This window comes from Candidatus Protofrankia californiensis (assembly GCF_900634765.1).
GTDB classification, from domain to species: Bacteria; Actinomycetota; Actinomycetes; order Frankiales; family Frankiaceae; genus Protofrankia; species Protofrankia californiensis.
In genome coordinates, this window is the sequence record NZ_CAAAFT010000130.1 from 3,639 (window position 1) to 4,219 (window position 581).

1 protein-coding gene is annotated in these 581 nt (G+C 69.0%); it reads right to left on the minus strand.

Annotated features, from left to right (window positions below):
• Window positions 1–581, minus strand: a 581-nt coding sequence (locus DD1DGNOD_RS07955; RefSeq protein ID WP_346434287.1) for a helix-turn-helix domain-containing protein, incomplete at both ends; no start/stop codon positions are given.

The following is a 581-nucleotide window of genomic DNA, read 5'->3' on the forward strand; positions in this document are numbered from 1 at the left end:
GCAGCCGGAGTTCGATGCCGGGGACGTCGCGCAGGCCGGACAGGTAGGTGAGGGTCATCCGGGTACGGGCGGCGAGGTTGTCACCGATGCCTTCCTCAGCGCCGCGCAGAGCTACGGCGTCGGACGAGGGGTCGCCGAGCACGTAGCGGATCTTCACGCCGCTGGCGGCCTTCGCGCGCAGGAGCGGAACGAGATCGGCGTGTCCGTCAGGGAGGAACAGACCGGCGATCACGAGGATGTCCACGGTGTCCTGTGCGTGGTTGAGCAGCGCCCGCCACATCTCGCCGGGGACGGTGCCGCGGTTGGGGTAGATCCGCACGACCTCGGGGACGAGTTCGGTTGGCAGGGGTCGAGTGGGAGCGTCTCGACCGTCCGACCGCCGGGTGCTCGGTTTTTCGGCAAGGCCGAGCGGGGTCCGGGGGATCCCGAGACCGTTGGCGAGACGCTCGAACAGTTCCAGGCTGGTGACCCGTCGGCGGCCGCTCTGGATCTCGCTGACGTGGGACTGCGGGATCTCGCAGGCGCCCGCGATCTGGGTCTGTGTCGCACCGGTGTACTTCCGGTAGATGGCCAGGACGACA